Source organism: Belnapia rosea, assembly GCF_900101615.1.
In the GTDB taxonomy this organism is placed as follows: domain Bacteria; phylum Pseudomonadota; class Alphaproteobacteria; order Acetobacterales; family Acetobacteraceae; genus Belnapia; species Belnapia rosea.
Map to the genome: position 1 here is coordinate 213,349 of NZ_FMZX01000003.1, position 14,428 is coordinate 227,776.

The following is a 14,428-nucleotide window of genomic DNA, read 5'->3' on the forward strand; positions in this document are numbered from 1 at the left end:
CCGCCTCGCCACTGGTCCGGTCAGTCGCTTTCGGGCGGGATGACGTTGGTGCGGCGGCCCTCCACCAGCACGTCCCGCATCGTCTCGACGCTCTTCACCCGGATGTCCTGCCAGGCTTCCGGCGTGTGGAAGGCGATGTGCGGGGTGACGACGAGGCGGCCACGCAGCCAGTCCTCGCCGGCGCGATAGGCGCGGAGCAGCGAGGGGATGGGCTCGGCCGGCGGCTCCTCCGGGATGACGTCGAGGCCGGCGCCGGCGAGGTGGCCGTCGCGCAGGCAACGCTCCAGCGCATTGATGTCGAGGATCGGGCCGCGGGCGGTGTTCACCACCACGGCATTCCTCGGCAGCAGCCGCAGCTCCCGCTCGCCGATCAGGCCGCGGGTGCCACGGGTCAGCGGGCAGTGGATCGAGAGGACGTCGGACTGGGCGAGCAACTCGTCCATGCTGCGGACGCGTTGGATACCGAGGGCACGATCCCAGCCATTGGGCTGGTTCGGGTCGTAGAAGACGACTCGGTAGCCGAAGGCCTTGGCGCGCAAGGCGGCGGCCGAGCCGATGCGGCCGAGGCCGAGGATGCCGAAGGTCTGCACCTCCTGCCGGCGGTGCAGGGGCGACTGCATCACCGCCCAGGGCGCCGGGTCCGGCCCGCGCTGGGTGTCATGGTAGAGGATGAGCCCGCGCCGGAGCGAGAGGGCGAGGAGGACGGCAAATTCCGCCACCTCCTGGGTGCCGTAGTCGGGGATGTTGCAGACGGTGATGCCGCGGGCAGCGGCGGCGGCGCGGTCCACCCGGTCATAGCCGACGCCCATGCGGACGATGACCTTGAGCTTCGGGAAGCGGGCGACCTGCTCGGCCGGTACCCACATGCGCAGCGTCATCAGCCCATCGACCTCGGCCAGCATCTCATCCGGCAGTTCGGCGATGCTGGACCTGGCATGCCCGCGGATGATGCGGACGCCGGGCCCCAGGATCTCCTGCTCGATCGCCGTATCCGGATAGAGTCCCTCCGGCTCCAGAACCGTGAGCATGCGTCGTGTTCCTCCCTGACTGTGAGGGAAGGGTAGGAGGGGCGCCCGGAGCCGTGAAGCCCCCCGCGACCGGGATGCCGGTCACGGGGGAGGCCGCGTCAGAACAGGGCGCTCGGCGCGACGGTGCTGCCGGTGCCGCCCTTTACCTTCAACGGCTGGACCATCAGCGCGAATTCGCCGGGGCGCCGCACGGCGAGCTGGTCGAGCTTCATGTTCTCCAGCAGATGGACGCCGTTCACCACCAGGGCGATCTGGTGCACGGGCAGCGAGGCCTGCGGCATGGTCTTGGACGGCGCGCATTCGACCGGCCAGTTATCCGCGCCCATCAGGATCGGGTTGCGCTGGATGACGTATTCCGCCGCCGCCACGCCGATGCCGGGGCAGGAGCGCACATAGCGTGCGTTGTCGCGCGCCCACAGCGTGCCCCAGCCGGTATGGAACAGCACCGCATCACCCTCCTCGATGCGGATGTTCTGGCGCTGCTGCGCCTGTTCCAGATCGGCGACGGTGATCTCGTAGCTGTCCTCCAGCACCGGCACGCCCTTCAGCGCGGCGATGTCGAGCAGGATGCCGCGGGTGAAGATGGTGCCGACGGTATCGACCCCCATCTCGGTGAAGCCGCCGCGCGCCATGATGCCCGGCACCTTGACGCAATTGTAGGTCTCGTCACCGATGGTCTGGTGCGGGAACATGTCGAGCTGGGTGCCGACCTGGCCGATCTCCGTCACCACCAGCTCCTCATTCGAGCCGCGGCGGTTGGCCTGCGGGTTCATGAAGGTCTGCTTCAGGTGGACGTCGAAGCGCCGCGTGCCGAAGAAGGGCATGGCCTCCGACAGGGTCTGGCCGAGTTCCACGATCTCGCCGGTGCGGATGAGGGAGGCGGCGCGCTTCGCGCGCTCCGCCGTCATCAGGTTCATCGCGCCGCGGCGGTCATTCGCGCCCCAGCGGCTGGGGCAGCGCTGGGCGGAATCGGGCGGCGTCCAGCCCCCCGGCGCCCCCTGGGCCTGGACCGGCGTGGCGCTGAGGCCGAGATGCGCGCCGCCACAGGCGAGGCATCCCAGCCCCCCGAAGAGGCCGCGGCGTGACATGGCTTTCATGACGTTCTCCCATGCATCTGTCGTGCAGGCGGTTGGTTCCGCCCCGGCATCCTGGCACGGCGGGTGCGGCCCTTGCCATTGCCGGGTGCCGGCGCATGATCGCGGCGACAACGGGGGCAGGGCATGGCGGAGCGGCATTACCTCATCACCGGCGCGGCGAGTGGCATCGGCGCGGCCTGTGCCCGGCGGCTGGCCGCCCCCGGCGCCGCCCTCGCCCTGCATACCCGGAAGAACCGCGAGGGGGTGGAGCGCGTGGCGGCCGAGGTGCGGGCACGGGGCGGCACCGCCCATGTGCTGCTCGGCGACCTTGCCCTGCCCGAGCTGCCGGAGCGGCTGGTGGAGGAGGCGGTGGCGGCGCTGGGCGGCCTCGACGTGGTCGTCTCCAATGCCGGCTTCGCCGACCGGACGCCGGTGGCCGCGCTGACCGATGCCGCCTTCGCCGCCAGCCATGATTCCATCGCCTTCGCCCTGCTGCGCCTGGCCCGTGCCGCCGGGCCGCATCTGGCGCGGGGGCGGGAGCCGCGGCTAGTCGCCGTCTCCTCCTTCGTCGCGCATGTCTTCCGGCTGGAGCAGCCGGTCTTCCCTGCTTCCGCCGCGGCCAAGGCGGCGCTGGAGGCGCTGGTGCGGGCGCTGGCCATCGAATGGGCGCCGGGCGTCACGGTGAACGCGGTGGCGCCGGGCTTCACCAAGAAGGATTCAGGGGCGCATGCGGCACTCGACCCCAAGGCCTTCGAGGAGCGCATCGCCCGCATCCCGCTGCGCCGGCTCGGCACGCCGGACGACGTGGCGGCGGCGATCGCCTTCCTCGCCTCGCCGGAGGCCGGCTATGTCACCGGGCAGGTGATCCATGTGGATGGCGGGATCACGGCCTGACCCGCTCCCATGATTGCTGCGGCGCAAGAAAGCCTTGCGCCGGCGGGACGGTTCGATAGCTTCTCCGCCGACCCGAGGGGAGATTCCTGTCGATGCTTCGCCGCAGCCTCCTGGCCGCCTCCGCCGCCAGCCTTGCCGCCCCCGCCGTGCTGCGGGCGCAGAGCTTCCCGAAGATCACCATCGGCATGTCCGGCTGGACCGGCTTCGCGCCGCTGACGCTGGCCGAGCAGGCGGGGCTGTTCAAGGCGAACGGGCTCGAGGTCGAGACCAAATTCGTCCCCCAGCGGGAGCGCAACCTGGCTCTCGTCTCCGGCGCGCTGAACTGCGTGGTGACGACGGTCGATACCATGATCCTCTGGGCGAGCGCGGCGCCGCTGGTGCAGGTGCTGGTGCTCGACCGCTCGAAGGGCGGCGACGGCGTCGCGGTGCGGCCGGGCATCGGCGGCTGGGCGGGGCTGAAGGGCAAGACCATCGCGGTCGATGGCGCCGGCACGACGCCCTATTTCGTCCTCGCCTATATGATGCGGGAGAACGGCGTCTCGATCAAAGACGTCACCACCGCGACACTGGCGCCGCAGCCGGCGGCGCAGGCCTTCGTCGCCGGGCAGTTCGACGGCTGCTCGACCTATGAGCCCTATCTCTCCCAGGTCCGCGCCATGGGCGAGGACAAGGGGCGCATCCTGGCGACGACGGTGCAGCACCCCTGCGTGGTCGATACGCTCGCCTTCCAGCCGGCCTTCATCCAGGCGAACCCCGAGGCGGTGCGGCGGGTGGTGAAGAGCTGGTACGACGCGCTCGCCATGATCAAGGCGGAGCCCGACCGCAGCTACGAGATCATGGGCCGCCGGGTGAATCAGACGGGCGAGGCCTTCAAGGCCAGCGCGCAGTACATCGAGTGGCAGGATGGGGCGATGAACAAGGCCTATGTCGCCGCCGGCCTGCCGGAGTTCCAGCAGAAGGCGCTCGAGGTGCAGAGGGAGACCGGCGTGGTGCGCGGCAATGTCGACCTGACGAAGCTGCTCGATACCCAATTCCTCGGTTGATGGAACCGCTGAAGCCGGTCTCGCCCGGCGCCCGGATCGCGCTGGGGGCCGGCTTCTTCGCGGTCTTCATCGCCGCCTGGGGGCTGGCGACCTATGGCGGCTGGGTGCCGCCGCTCTTCCTCGCCTCGCCGGGCCGGACGCTGCTGGCCGGCTGGTCGCTGCTGACGGAGTTCGGCTTCCTCGGTGATATCGCGGTGACGATCTGGCGGGTGGTCGGGGGCTTCCTCATCGCCGCCGTCCTCGCCGTGCCGCTCGGCCTGCTGATGGGCGCCTTCAAGCCGATCGAGGCCTTCTTCGAGCCCTTCCTGTCCTTCGCCCGCTACCTGCCGGCCTCCGCCTTCATCCCGCTGCTGATCCTCTGGGCCGGGGTGGGGGAGGCGCAGAAGCTCTCCGTCATCGTCATCGGCAGCGTCTTCCAGCTCGTCATCATGGTGGCGGGCGTCGCCGGGGCAACGCGGCCCGACCTGGTGGAGGCGGCGCGGACGCTCGGCTCGGGGCGGCTGGCGATCCTCCGGCGGGTGGTGATCCCGGCGGCGGCGCCGCAGATCGCCGAGACGCTGCGCCTCGTGCTCGGCTGGGCCTGGACCTATGTGATTGTCGCCGAGCTGATCGGCGCGACCAGCGGCATCGGCCACATGATCATGGACAGCCAGCGCCTGCTCGATACCGGGCAGATGATCTTCGGCATCGCCGTCATCGGCATCATCGGGTTGGTGACGGACCTGCTGTTCAAGGCGGCGAACCGGCGGCTGTTTCCCTGGGCGGTGCTGTAGATGTCGGCCAAGACCTTGCGGATCGCCGGGGTGACGCGGACCTTCCCCGGCCAGCGGGCCAGTGCGCCGACGCTCGCCCTGCAGCCGACCGACCTCTCCGTCGCCCCGGGCGAATTCGTCGCCATCCTCGGCCCCTCGGGCTGCGGGAAGTCGACGCTGCTGCGGATCGTCGCCGGGCTTGACCAGCCGACGGGCGGGCAGGTGCTGCTCGATGGCGCGCCGGTCACGGCGCCGGGGCCGGACCGGGGAATGGTCTTCCAGTCCTACACCCTCTTCCCCTGGCTGACCGTCGAGGGGAACATCCGCTACGGCCTGCGCGAGCGCGGCCTGCCGGAGGCGCAGCAGGCGGAGGTCGCGGCGCGCTTCATCGCCCGCACTGGGCTGCGCGGCTTCGAGAACCACTGGCCGAGGCAGCTCTCGGGCGGCATGCAGCAGCGGACGGCCTTGGCGCGCGCGCTGGCCAACGACCCGGAGATCCTGCTGCTCGACGAGCCCTTCGGCGCCCTCGACCACCAGACGCGGGAGCTGATGCAGGAGCTGCTGCTGGAGATCTGGGAGGCGGACCGCAAGACCGTCCTCTTCGTCACCCATGACATCGACGAGGCGATCTTCCTCGCCAACCGCGTGCTGGTGATGTCGGCCCGGCCGGGGCGGGTGAAGGCCGAGGTGCCGGTGCCGCTGGCCTATCCGCGCGACTGGACGATGAAGACGACGCCGGAGTTCGGCGCGCTCAAGGCGCGGCTGATGGGCGAGATCCGCGAGGAAGTGCGGAAGGCGATCGCCGCGGCCGGGTAGGCCGACTCGACCATCGCGCCCGATTGGCCGTTAATCCCCCGAGGCCAGCGGGAGTGGGTGCGATGCGGTTGGGTGTGATGATGCCGCTCGGCGATATCGGCGGCGAGCCAGGGATGGTGCGGGACTTCGCCCTGGAGGCGGAGGCGTTGGGCTACACCAATCTCGGCCTGCCCGACCATGTGCTCGGGGTGAATGTCGCCAGCCGGCCGGATTGGGGCGCCCGCAACACCTCGGCCGACCTGTTCCACGACCCCTTCGTCTGCTTCGGCTTCCTCGCCGGGCTGTGCCGGCCGACGACCGAATTCTCCACCCAGGTGCTGATCCTGGCCCAGCGCCAGGCGGTGCTGGTGGCGAAGCAGGCGGCGAGCCTCGACCTGCTCTGCGGCGGGCGGTTCCGGCTGGGGGTGGGCGTCGGCTGGAACCCGGTGGAGTTCACCGGGCTCAACGAGAATTTCGCCAATCGCGGCCGGCGCAGCGCCGAGCAGGTGGAGGTGATGCAGCGCCTCTGGGCGGAGCCGCATGTGAGTTTCGAGGGGCGCTGGCACCGCATCGACGACGCGGGGATCAACCCGATGCCAGTGAACCGGCGCATCCCCGTCTGGTTCGGCGGGCATGTGGAGCAGACGCTGGAGCGGATCGCCACGCTGGGCGACGGCTGGATCATGAATGCCTATCCGCCCGGGGCGGCGATCGAGGCGGAGCTTGCCACGCTGCGCCGGCTGACCGAGGCGGCGGGGCGCGACCCGTCGGCGATCGGCCTGGAGGTCTGGGTCTCGGGCGGGGCGGGCGACGAGGCCTCCTGGCGGCAGGAGGCAGCGTATTGGAAGGCGCAGGGGGCGACGCACCTCACCCTGACCAATACCTTCGGCCTCCGGCACCACCGGCGCATCGCGGGGCGGAGCATGGCCGACCATCTGGCGGTGATGCGGCGCTTCCAGGCAGCGGTGGCCGAGTGCCTGTGAGGCTCGGCTGTCTTCTCGCGCTGTTGTTGGCGATCGGCGGCGCTGCCCCGGCGCAGGAACTGCCGGGGCATGGTGGGCCGGTGCGGGCGCTGGCGGCCTGGCCCGGGGGGCTGGCCTCGGGCGGCTTCGACCAGGCGGTGATCCTGTGGGACCCGGCCAGCGGCCGGGCGCGACGGGTGATGCGCTGGCATGGCGCGGCGGTGAATGCGCTGGTGGCGCTGCCGGGTGGCGGGCTTGCCAGCGGCGGCGAGGATGGGCGGATCGCCCTCTGGCCGCCGGGCGGGGCGGCGGAGCCCCTCCGCGTGCTGGAAGGCCATGCGGCGCCGGTCGCCGGGCTGGCGGTGGGGCCGGATGGGATGCTGGCCAGCGCTGGCTGGGATGGCATCGTGCGACTCTGGCCCAACGGTGGGACAAGCCGGGTTCTGGATGGGCATCAGGGGCCGGTGAACGGCATCGCCTGGGCCGGCAGGCGCTGGGCCAGCGCCGGCTATGACGGGACGGTGCGGGTCTGGGATGGGCAAAACGGGCAGGTGCTCGCCGAATTCGGCCTGCCCCAGCATGCGCTGGCGGCGCTGCCCGGAGGGATGCTGGCTTCGGGCGGGGCGGACGGGGTGGTGCGGCTGATCGCAGCCGATGGGGCGGTGCGCGAACTGGCCGCCGGCAGCCGCCCGGTGGTGGCGCTGGCCGCTGCGCCCGGAGGGGCGATGCTCGCCGCCGCCTCGCTCGGCGGCTCCGTCACGCTCTGGTCGCTGCCGGAGGGGCGGCTGCTGCACACGCTGGAGGGGCCAGGCCTGCCGGTCTGGTCGGTGGCCTTCGCCACGGATGAGCGGACGCTCTGGACCGGCGGGCAGGACCGGCTGCTGCGCCGCTGGGATGCGGCGAGCGGCGCCCCGCTCGGCCCGCTCGCCCCGGCGGTGGAGGAGGCGCTGCCGGATGGCGCCGACCCCGAGGGCGCCCGCGTCTTCCGCGCCTGCAGCGCCTGCCATGCGCTGACCGCGACGGCCGGGCCGATGGCGGGGCCGAGCCTGCACGGGATCTTCGGCCGTCAGATGGGGAGCCTGCCGGGCTATCCCTATTCGCCACGCCTCGCCCGGGGTGACATCACCTGGACGCCGGAGACGGTGGCGGACCTCTTCACCCGCGGCCCGGATGTGGTGACGCCGGGGACGACCATGCCGGTGCAGCGCCTGGGCGACCCGGCGGAGAGGGCGGCGCTGATCCGCTTCCTCGAAGTGGCTACCGCCGCTCGATCCGCCCCGTAGCGCGGCCCTGGGCGTCATAGGCCCGCAGGCTGCCGCCCCGCTCCTCCAGCCGCCCGGCGTTGCGCCCTTGCGCGTCGTAGAGGCGGGTCGTGCCGCCCCGGGTTTCGGCCCGGCCGGCGGAGCGGCCTTGCGCATCGTAGCTGCGGCCATCCTCGGCCCGGCCGGCGCTGCGTCCCCGGGCGTCGTAGAAGCGGGTGGTGGGGCCGTGGGCTTCGGCCCGGCCGGCGCTGCGGCCCTGGGCATCATAGAAGCGGGTGGTGCCGCCACGGGTCTCAGCCCGGCCAGTGGAGCGCCCCTGCGCATCGTAGAAGCGCTCGGTCTGCGCGGCGGCGCCGGCCGCCCAGAGCAGCAGGACGAGGATGATGCGTGCCATGGCGGGCATCCTGGGCCGGTGCCGTGGCGGCATCAGGGCAGCAGGCGGGATATGGTGACCGCCCGCATCTCCCGGTCCTCCAGCTCCCGCGTCACCGGCACGGCGAAGCGGGCGATCTCGGCCAGGCCCTCGCGCGGGACATAGGCGCGGCCGGGATCGGCGAGCCAGACCTCCGCCCCCGTCGCTGCCATGGCGCGCAGCCAGGGCAGAATATGGGCGGTCATCGGCGCCTCGTAGCAGACATCGCCGGCGAGGATGAGGTCCCAGCGGCAGGGGGCGCCGACCACGTCGCCATCGAGGGCGGTCACCGCCACCCCGTTCAGCGCGGCGTTCAGCCGGATGGCGGCGATGGCCAGCGGGTCGATCTCGGCCGCCTCGACCAGCATCGCCCCGGCCCGCGCCGCGGCAATGGCGGCAAGGCCGCAGCCGGCGGCGAAATCCAGCACCCGGCGGCCGGCAACCTTCGTGGGCTGGTCGAGGATCAGCCGTGCCATGGCCTGGCTGCCCGGCCAGGCGAAGGCCCAGAAGGGTGGCTCGATCCCCTCCCGCGCCAGCCAGGCCTCGGTTGCCTGCCAGATCGGGGTGATCTCGGTGGCGAGGTGGAGGGGGATCTCCGGCACCAGCGGCGGCCGGGCCACCGCCGTATGGGCGCGGAGGAAATCCGCGGCGCCGCTCACAGCCGGCCGATCAGGAAGGCGAGGGCGATGGCGAGCCCGGCCTCCCGGTTCGACTTGAACAGGCGGAGGCAATGGGCCGGGTCGTGGATGTCGAGCGTCAGCACCTGCCGCGCCAGCAGCGCGGCCGGCAGGAGGAGGGCGGGGAGATAGAGCCAGCCGAGGCCCGCCTGCCAGCCGGCCAGCGCCAGCAGGCCGAGCGTCGCCGCGTAGCAGGCGGCGAGGAAGGGGCGCGTCCGCTCGCCCCAGCGCAGCGCGGTGCTGCCGATGCCGACCTTGGCGTCGTCCTCGCGGTCCTGATGGGCATAGATCGTGTCGTAGCCGAGGATCCAGCAGAAGGCGGCGGCCCAGAGGATCAGCGCCACCGCATCCACCTGGCCCGTCGCGGCGGCGATCCCCTCCGGCGCCGCCCAGGAGAAGGTGAGGCCGAGCATCGCCTGCGGCCAGTTCGTCACCCGCTTGGCCAGCGGGTAGAGCAGGATCGGCAGCAGGGAGGCGATGCCGAGCAGGATCGCCGTGCCGTTCAGCTGCAGCAGCATGGCGAGGCCGATGGCGCAGAGGGCGGCCAGGAAGGCGAGGGCCTGGCGCGGGCTGACGGTGCCGGCGGCCAGTGGCCGGCCGCGGGTGCGCTCCACGCGGCGGTCGATGTCACGGTCCCACAGGTCGTTCACCACGCAGCCGGCGCCGCGCATGGCGACCGCGCCGATGCCGAAGAGGAGCGCGAGGCGCAGCCCCTCCGCCCAGCCCGGCGCGGCGAGGGCGAAGGCCCAGAGGCCCGGCAGCACCAGGAGCCAGGAGCCGATCGGCCGGTCCAGCCGTGCGAGCAGCGCATAGGGCTGCCAGCCGGCGGGCAGTCGCGCGACCCAGCCGCGCCTCTCGATGTCGGTGAAGCCTTGCACGCGCCCTCTGTTCCAGCGAAAGGGCGCCATGTCCATCCCGCGGCTTTATCTCGACCAACCGCTCGAGGCCGGGCGCGAAGTGCCCGCCACCCCGGGCCAGGCGCATTATCTCGGCAGCGTCATGCGGCGCGGCCCGGGCGATGCCGTGCTGCTGTTCAACGGCCGGCACGGGGAGTGGGAGGGCCGCATCGCCGCCATCCGCAAGGATCGCTGCGCCCTGTTGCCGGAGCGGCAGGCCCGGCCGCAGCCGCCGCAGGCCGATACCCGCCTGCTGGTCGCCGCCCTGAAGCGCGATGCCATGGAATGGGTGGTGGAGAAGGCGACCGAGCTCGGCATCGGGCTGATCCAGCCGGTTTTCACCCGGCGCAGCGTGGCGGACCGGGTGAATGCCGCCCGCCTCGCCGCCATCGCCCAGGAGGCGGCCGAGCAGTGCGAGCGGCTGAGCCTGCCGCGCATCGGTGCCCCTCAGCCCTTGCCGGCCGTGCTGGAGGCATGGGATGGAATACCTCTGCTGGTCGGCGCGGAGCGGGGGGAAAGGCCGCCCCTCGCGCGTGCCGCCAAGGGGTTGCACGCCCCCTGGGCGTGGCTTGTCGGGCCGGAGGGTGGGTTCGATCGGGTGGAGCTTGACGATCTGGCCCGGCGCGCCTTTGTTTCGACGGCTGCCCTCGGCCCCCGCATCCTGCGGGCGGAGACGGCGGCCATCGCGGGGTTGACGCTTCTCCAGGCGTTGGCGGGCGATTGGACCGAATAGCCAGCATCGATTGGCATATGGCATTGGGCAACTCCGCCCGGGCCGGGACATGACGGAAGGGCAGGATGTCCAATCCTGGCGAAGCGGATCTGACGCCCATCACCGACCGGCGGCAGCTGGCGGCCTGGTTCGCCGATGGCTGCAAGCCGCGCGGCACCTGGAAGGTCGGCACCGAGCACGAGAAATTCGGCTTCTTCCGCTCGGATTTCGTGACTCCCGCCTACGAGGCAGGGGGCCGGCCAGGGGGCATCCGCGCCATCCTGGAGGGGCTGGCCGCGCTCGGCTGGGAGCCCATCCTCGATGACGGGAAGCCGATCGGGCTGAAGCGGGGCGGTGCCTCGATCAGCCTCGAGCCGGCCGGGCAGCTGGAGCTCTCCGGCGCCGTCCAGGCCGACCTGCATGCGACGCATCTCGAGCTCCAGGCGCATCTGCGGGATGTGCATCAGGTGGCCGGGCCGATGGGGCTCGGCTTCGCCGCGCTCGGCTTCCACCCGACCCATAGCCGGGCCGAGATGCCCTGGATGCCGAAGGGCCGCTACGCCATCATGCGGCGCTACATGCCAACGGTCGGCTCCCTCGGCCTCGACATGATGCAGCGGACCTGCACGGTGCAGGCCAATCTCGACTATGGCGACGAGGCCGACATGGTCGAGAAGCTGCGCGTCTCGCTGGCGCTGCAGCCGGTGGCGACGGCGCTCTTCGCCAACTCCCCTTTCACCGAGGGGCGGCCGAACGGCTTCCGCAGCATGCGTGGCCAGGTCTGGACCGATACGGACGGCGCCCGCACCGGCATCCCTGGCGTGGTCTTCGAGGACGGGTTCGGCTTCGAGCGCTTCGCCGACTGGCTGCTCGACGTGCCGATGTACTTCGTCATGCGCGAAGGGCGCTGGCTGGATGCGGCGGGGGCGAGCTTCCGCCATTTCCTCGATGGACGGCTCGGCATCCTGCCCGGCGAGCGCGCCACCATCGGCGATTTCGCCGACCATGTGACGACCGCCTTCACCGACGTGCGCCTCAAGCGCTTCCTCGAGATGCGTGGCTCGGATGTCGGCAGCCCGGCGATGATCGTGGCCAAGCCGGCGCTTTGGGTCGGGCTGCTCTATGACGATGCGGCGCAGAAGGCGGCCGCGGCGCTGATCCGCGACTGGCGGCTGGAGGAGATCCGCGCGCTGCGGGCCGCGGCGCCACGGGAAGCCCTCTCGGCCACCATCCGCGGACGGAGCGTGCGGGATGTGGCGCGGGACGTCCTCGCCATCGCGCGGGACGGGCTGCGGGCGCGGGGCCTCGGAGAGGAGGTCTATCTCGCGCCGCTCGACGAGATCGTCGCCAGCGGGCTGACCCAGGCCGACCGGCTGCTGCATCTCTATGACCGCAGCTGGGGTGGCGATGCGGCGCGGGCGCTGTTGCAGGCCGAGGTGTAGGCCGGAACCCTGTCCGGGGTCATGCGGTTTCCGCCCGGTGGATGGGTGGAGACGGCAGCGATGGACGGGTCCCTGATGCGGCGGGCGGCGGTTCCACCGGGTGGAAGCAGCCGGGGCATCGGCCTCGGCCTGGCGGTGACCGGCGGTGCGGTGCTGGCCTCCGCCTTGGTGTCGAGCCTCTACTCGCCCTCGCCGGCGCATGGCCGTATCCGGCGGGACTACGAGCGGCTGGAGAAGCCGCCCTTCAACCCGCCCGACCCGGTCTTTGCCATCTGGGGGCCGCTCTATGCCCTGCTGACCCTTTCGGGCCTGCGGATCTGGAACGCTCCACGGGGCCCGGCGCGGGACCGGGCGCTCGGCCATTGGTTCGGCATCCAGGTGCTGAACGCGCTCTGGCTCTGGCTCGGCTTCGGGGAGCGGCGGCTGGGGGCGGCGACGGTGGAGGCGGGGGTGACGGTGGCCAATGCCGCGGCCTATGTCGATGCGGCGCGGCGGGTCGATCCGGCCTCGGCCTGGATGGCGGCGCCCTATGCGGCCTGGATAGGCTTCGCCGCGCTGCTCAGCGAGGAGCTGTGGCGGCGGAACCGCTGACCGGCTTCGCCATGAAGACGCGGCTGAAACCCTTCTGCACCTCGCGCCCTGTCTCGGCATAGCCGCGGCGGGCGTAGAGGGCGATGTTCCGCTCCATCAGGACGTTGGTGTAGAGCCGCACCTCCGGCAGGCCGAGCCGCGCCGCCTCGGCCTCGACGAAATCGAGCAGCAAGCGGCCCTCGCCGCGTCCCTGGCGGGCAGGGTCGACGGCGATGTTGTCGAGCAGCAGGTGGCCGGCATGGCGCTCGATCACCACCAGGGCGACCGGCGCACCCGCCTCCTCCAACACCCAGGCCTCGCCGGCGGCGATGCGCGCGGCGTAGTCATCCTCCATCGGCATCGGACGGCGGCCGATGGCGGGCACCCAGGGGCCATAGGCCCGCTCGACGATCGCCGCGAGCAGCGGCGCCTCGCCGAAGCGAGCCGGGCGGATGGTCATACGGCGGTGCCGCCGACCGTGAGGCCGGCGAGCTTCAGCGTCGGCTGGCCGACGCCGACCGGCACGCCCTGGCCCTGCTTGCCGCAGGTGCCGATGCCCGGGTCGAGCGCCAGGTCGTTGCCGACCATCGCTACCTTGGTGAGGCTGTCCGGGCCGTTGCCGATCAGCGTCGCGCCCTTCACCGGGGCGCCGAGCTTGCCGTCCTCGATCAGATAGGCCTCCGAGGCGGAGAAGACGAATTTGCCGCTGGTGATGTCGACCTGGCCGCCACCGAAATTCACCGCGTAAAGGCCGCGCTTGACGCTGCGGAGGATATCCTCCGGCGAATGCTGGCCGCCGAGCATCACCGTGTTGGTCATGCGCGGCATCGGGATATGGGCATAGGACTGCCGCCTTCCGTTGCCGGTGGAGGCGACGCCCATGAGGCGCGCATTCTGCCGATCCTGCAGGAAGCCGGTGAGGATGCCGTCCTCGATCAGCACGGTGCGGTTGGAGGGGGTGCCCTCGTCATCCACGGTGAGGCTGCCGCGGCGGTCCGGCATGGTGCCGTCATCCACCACGGTCACGCCGGGTGCCGCGATGCGCTGGCCAAGCAGGCCGGCGAAGGCCGAGGTCTTCTTGCGGTTGAAATCGCCCTCGAGGCCATGGCCGATCGCCTCGTGCAGCAGGATGCCGGGCCAGCCCGGGCCGAGCACCACCTCCATCTCCCCGGCCGGGGCCGGGACGCTGTCGAGATTGACCAGCGCCTGGCGCAGCGCCTCGTCCACGGCGCCCTGCCAAACCGGCTCGGCCAGGATGCGGGCATAGTCGAAACGGCCGCCGAGGCCATGGCTGCCGGTCTCCCGTCGCCCGTCCTGCTCCACCACCACGGCGACATTGAGCCGGACCAGCGGGCGGATATCGGCGACGCGGGTGCCATCGGGGCGGAGGATCTGTACCGCCTGCCATTCGCCGAAGATCGAGGCCATGACCTGCTTGACCCGCGGGTCGCGGCCCCGGGCGAAGGCGTCGATCTCGCCGAGAAGGGCGGTCTTGGCGCCGAAATCCATCAGCGCCAGAGGGTTGCCATCGGCATAGAGCCGGGCATTGGTCGAGCGTGGGGCGAGGTCCAGCGTGCCGGAATGGCCATGGCGCACGGCGCCGACCGTCTCCGCCGCCCGCTTCAGCGCGGCCTCGGAGATTTCGCCGGAATGGGCATAGCCGGCTGCCTCGCCGGCGACCGCGCGCAGGCCGAAGCCGCGCATGGCGTCGAAGGTGGCCGAGCGGATACGGCCATCGTCGAGCGAGATGCCCTCACTCTCGCGGTATTCGAGGAATAGCTCCCCGTCATCGGCGCCGGCCAGGGCGCCCTGCACCAGGCGTTCGGCGCCGGCGCGGTCGAGGCCCTCCTCGGCGAAGAAGAGACGATCGGTGACCGAAAGCGGCGTGTCGAGCGGCATAGTAGGGG

At 71.9% G+C, this 14,428-nt stretch carries 16 protein-coding genes; 9 read left to right on the plus strand and 7 right to left on the minus strand.

Going from position 1 to position 14,428, the window contains the following annotated elements:
• Positions 1–20 precede the first annotated feature (20 nt).
• Together BLR02_RS09845 and BLR02_RS09850 are read right to left on the minus strand one after the other, a co-directional pair.
• Entirely contained in the window at positions 21–1,028 is a 1,008-nt protein-coding gene (locus tag BLR02_RS09845) for a C-terminal binding protein (protein WP_090564216.1), read from the minus strand.
• A 98-nt stretch (positions 1,029–1,126) separates the two neighbouring features.
• Entirely contained in the window at positions 1,127–2,125 is a 999-nt protein-coding gene (locus BLR02_RS09850; protein ID WP_218127902.1) for a cyclase family protein, read from the minus strand.
• A gap of 123 nt (positions 2,126–2,248) precedes the next feature.
• On the opposite strand from BLR02_RS09850, the gene BLR02_RS09855 reads away from it, so the two are divergent.
• The 6 genes from BLR02_RS09855 (at position 2,249) to BLR02_RS09880 (ending at position 7,833) form a co-directional block, all read left to right on the plus strand.
• Entirely contained in the window at positions 2,249–2,998 is a 750-nt protein-coding gene (locus BLR02_RS09855; RefSeq protein WP_090564212.1) for an SDR family NAD(P)-dependent oxidoreductase, read from the plus strand.
• A gap of 92 nt (positions 2,999–3,090) precedes the next feature.
• Positions 3,091–4,041 (plus strand): ABC transporter substrate-binding protein, encoded by a 951-nt coding sequence (locus BLR02_RS09860; RefSeq protein WP_090564210.1) that lies wholly within the window; start codon positions 3,091–3,093, stop codon positions 4,039–4,041.
• Entirely contained in the window at positions 4,041–4,814 is a 774-nt protein-coding gene (locus tag BLR02_RS09865) for an ABC transporter permease (protein ID WP_090564208.1), read from the plus strand. The genes BLR02_RS09860 and BLR02_RS09865 overlap by 1 nt, the downstream gene beginning before the upstream one ends.
• Entirely contained in the window at positions 4,815–5,609 is a 795-nt protein-coding gene (locus tag BLR02_RS09870; RefSeq protein ID WP_090564206.1) for an ABC transporter ATP-binding protein, read from the plus strand.
• Between the two features lie 62 nt (positions 5,610–5,671).
• Positions 5,672–6,571 (plus strand): LLM class F420-dependent oxidoreductase, encoded by a 900-nt coding sequence (locus tag BLR02_RS09875; protein ID WP_090662709.1) that lies wholly within the window; start codon positions 5,672–5,674, stop codon positions 6,569–6,571.
• Positions 6,572–6,594: 23 nt separating this feature from the next.
• Complete coding sequence (locus BLR02_RS09880) at positions 6,595–7,833, plus strand: hypothetical protein (RefSeq protein ID WP_245704718.1); 1,239 nt, start codon at positions 6,595–6,597, stop codon at positions 7,831–7,833.
• Here BLR02_RS09880 and BLR02_RS09885 read toward each other — a convergent pair.
• Genes BLR02_RS09885 through ubiA form a run of 3 tightly spaced genes read right to left on the minus strand, consistent with a single transcriptional unit; the run spans position 7,808 to position 9,815 of the window.
• Positions 7,808–8,206 (minus strand): type IV secretion protein Rhs, encoded by a 399-nt coding sequence (locus BLR02_RS09885; RefSeq protein WP_245704719.1) that lies wholly within the window; start codon positions 8,204–8,206, stop codon positions 7,808–7,810. The two genes, BLR02_RS09880 and BLR02_RS09885, sit on opposite strands and share 26 nt — an antisense overlap.
• Before the next feature lie 32 nt (positions 8,207–8,238).
• Positions 8,239–8,883, minus strand: coding sequence for a class I SAM-dependent methyltransferase (locus BLR02_RS09890; RefSeq protein WP_090662715.1), 645 nt, complete (start codon positions 8,881–8,883; stop codon positions 8,239–8,241).
• The gene (gene ubiA, locus BLR02_RS09895; RefSeq protein WP_408735512.1) at positions 8,880–9,815 is read right to left on the minus strand and encodes a 4-hydroxybenzoate octaprenyltransferase; all 936 of its coding nucleotides are present in this window, start codon (positions 9,813–9,815) and stop codon (positions 8,880–8,882) included. The genes BLR02_RS09890 and ubiA overlap by 4 nt, the downstream gene beginning before the upstream one ends.
• Between ubiA and BLR02_RS09900 the strand changes: the two genes are divergently transcribed.
• The 3 genes from BLR02_RS09900 to BLR02_RS09910 all read left to right on the plus strand — a co-directional run bounded on the left by BLR02_RS09900 (position 9,808) and on the right by BLR02_RS09910 (position 12,542).
• Positions 9,808–10,530, plus strand: coding sequence for a 16S rRNA (uracil(1498)-N(3))-methyltransferase (locus BLR02_RS09900; protein ID WP_090662719.1), 723 nt, complete (start codon positions 9,808–9,810; stop codon positions 10,528–10,530). The genes ubiA and BLR02_RS09900 overlap by 8 nt on opposite strands.
• Positions 10,531–10,595: 65 nt before the next feature.
• Positions 10,596–11,951, plus strand: coding sequence for a glutamate--cysteine ligase (locus tag BLR02_RS09905; RefSeq protein ID WP_090662721.1), 1,356 nt, complete (start codon positions 10,596–10,598; stop codon positions 11,949–11,951).
• 60 nt (positions 11,952–12,011) lie between these two features.
• Positions 12,012–12,542 (plus strand): TspO/MBR family protein, encoded by a 531-nt coding sequence (locus BLR02_RS09910; protein WP_176849475.1) that lies wholly within the window; start codon positions 12,012–12,014, stop codon positions 12,540–12,542.
• On the opposite strand, the gene BLR02_RS09915 is transcribed toward BLR02_RS09910, so the two are convergent.
• Positions 12,511–12,981, minus strand: coding sequence for a GNAT family N-acetyltransferase (locus BLR02_RS09915; protein ID WP_090662725.1), 471 nt, complete (start codon positions 12,979–12,981; stop codon positions 12,511–12,513). The genes BLR02_RS09910 and BLR02_RS09915 overlap by 32 nt on opposite strands.
• Positions 12,978–14,420 carry a metalloprotease TldD gene (gene tldD / locus BLR02_RS09920; protein WP_090662727.1) on the minus strand — a complete coding sequence of 481 codons (1,443 nt, stop codon included), beginning with the start codon at positions 14,418–14,420 and terminating at the stop codon, positions 12,978–12,980. Before tldD ends, BLR02_RS09915 begins: the two co-directional genes overlap by 4 nt.
• Between the last annotated feature and the right edge of the window lie 8 nt (positions 14,421–14,428).

Bases quoted from the DNA above. Each gene is read 5' to 3' on its own strand.
- BLR02_RS09845 (WP_090564216.1), bottom strand. From the start codon at position 1,028: ATGCTCACGGTTCTGGAGCCGGAGGGACTCTATCCGGATACGGCGATC.
- BLR02_RS09850 (WP_218127902.1), bottom strand. From the start codon at position 2,125: ATGAAAGCCATGTCACGCCGCGGCCTCTTCGGGGGGCTGGGATGCCTC.
- BLR02_RS09855 (WP_090564212.1), top strand. From the start codon at position 2,249: ATGGCGGAGCGGCATTACCTCATCACCGGCGCGGCGAGTGGCATCGGC.
- BLR02_RS09860 (WP_090564210.1), top strand. From the start codon at position 3,091: ATGCTTCGCCGCAGCCTCCTGGCCGCCTCCGCCGCCAGCCTTGCCGCC.
- BLR02_RS09865 (WP_090564208.1), top strand. From the start codon at position 4,041: ATGGAACCGCTGAAGCCGGTCTCGCCCGGCGCCCGGATCGCGCTGGGG.
- BLR02_RS09870 (WP_090564206.1), top strand. From the start codon at position 4,815: ATGTCGGCCAAGACCTTGCGGATCGCCGGGGTGACGCGGACCTTCCCC.
- BLR02_RS09875 (WP_090662709.1), top strand. From the start codon at position 5,672: ATGCGGTTGGGTGTGATGATGCCGCTCGGCGATATCGGCGGCGAGCCA.
- BLR02_RS09885 (WP_245704719.1), bottom strand. From the start codon at position 8,206: ATGGCACGCATCATCCTCGTCCTGCTGCTCTGGGCGGCCGGCGCCGCC.
- BLR02_RS09900 (WP_090662719.1), top strand. From the start codon at position 9,808: ATGTCCATCCCGCGGCTTTATCTCGACCAACCGCTCGAGGCCGGGCGC.
- ubiA (WP_408735512.1), bottom strand. From the start codon at position 9,815: ATGGACATGGCGCCCTTTCGCTGGAACAGAGGGCGCGTGCAAGGCTTC.
- BLR02_RS09905 (WP_090662721.1), top strand. From the start codon at position 10,596: ATGTCCAATCCTGGCGAAGCGGATCTGACGCCCATCACCGACCGGCGG.
- BLR02_RS09910 (WP_176849475.1), top strand. From the start codon at position 12,012: ATGGACGGGTCCCTGATGCGGCGGGCGGCGGTTCCACCGGGTGGAAGC.
- BLR02_RS09915 (WP_090662725.1), bottom strand. From the start codon at position 12,981: ATGACCATCCGCCCGGCTCGCTTCGGCGAGGCGCCGCTGCTCGCGGCG.
- tldD (WP_090662727.1), bottom strand. From the start codon at position 14,420: ATGCCGCTCGACACGCCGCTTTCGGTCACCGATCGTCTCTTCTTCGCC.